Raw genomic sequence first — 448 nt, 5'->3', positions numbered from 1 at the left:
AGATCCTGGTCATCCAGACGCTGAACAATCTGTCCGACGAGCGAACGGAATATCTGATCAACGACCGCCTGTCCTTCATGCGTTTCCTTGGTCTGGGACTGTCGGACCGGGTGCCCGATTCCAAAACGGTCTGGCTGCTCCGTGAACGCCTGACACAGGCGGGTGCGATCGATGGGCTGTTTAACCGGTTTGAAGCGACCCTGCGGAACGCCGGTTATCTGCCGATGTCAGGCCAGATCCTGGATGCAACATTGGTAGCCGCTCCAAAGCAGCGCAATACGAATGCTGAGAAAGCCGACCTCCGGGCAGGGCGTATTCCTGAAGACTGGCAGGATAAGCCATCCAGATTGTCCCACAAGGACAGGAACACCCGCTGTACACTGAAGTTCACGAAGGCGAAGCGGCAAGACGATGGAACCATGCCATCCAGCGATCTGGCTATCCCATT

1 protein-coding gene is annotated in these 448 nt (G+C 56.7%); it reads left to right on the top strand.

Features of this window, described 5'->3' with window-relative positions; translation table 11 throughout:
• Nucleotides 1-448: transposase (locus KP705_RS17710; protein ID WP_215765231.1), on the top strand; the 448-nt coding region annotated here is incomplete at both ends.

This window comes from Gluconobacter sp. P1D12_c, assembly GCF_018812105.1.
Taxonomy (GTDB): Bacteria; Pseudomonadota; Alphaproteobacteria; order Acetobacterales; family Acetobacteraceae; genus Gluconobacter; species Gluconobacter oxydans_A.
The sequence above is the reverse complement of the archived record's forward strand: the minus strand, read 5'-3'. Positions and strand labels throughout refer to the sequence as shown.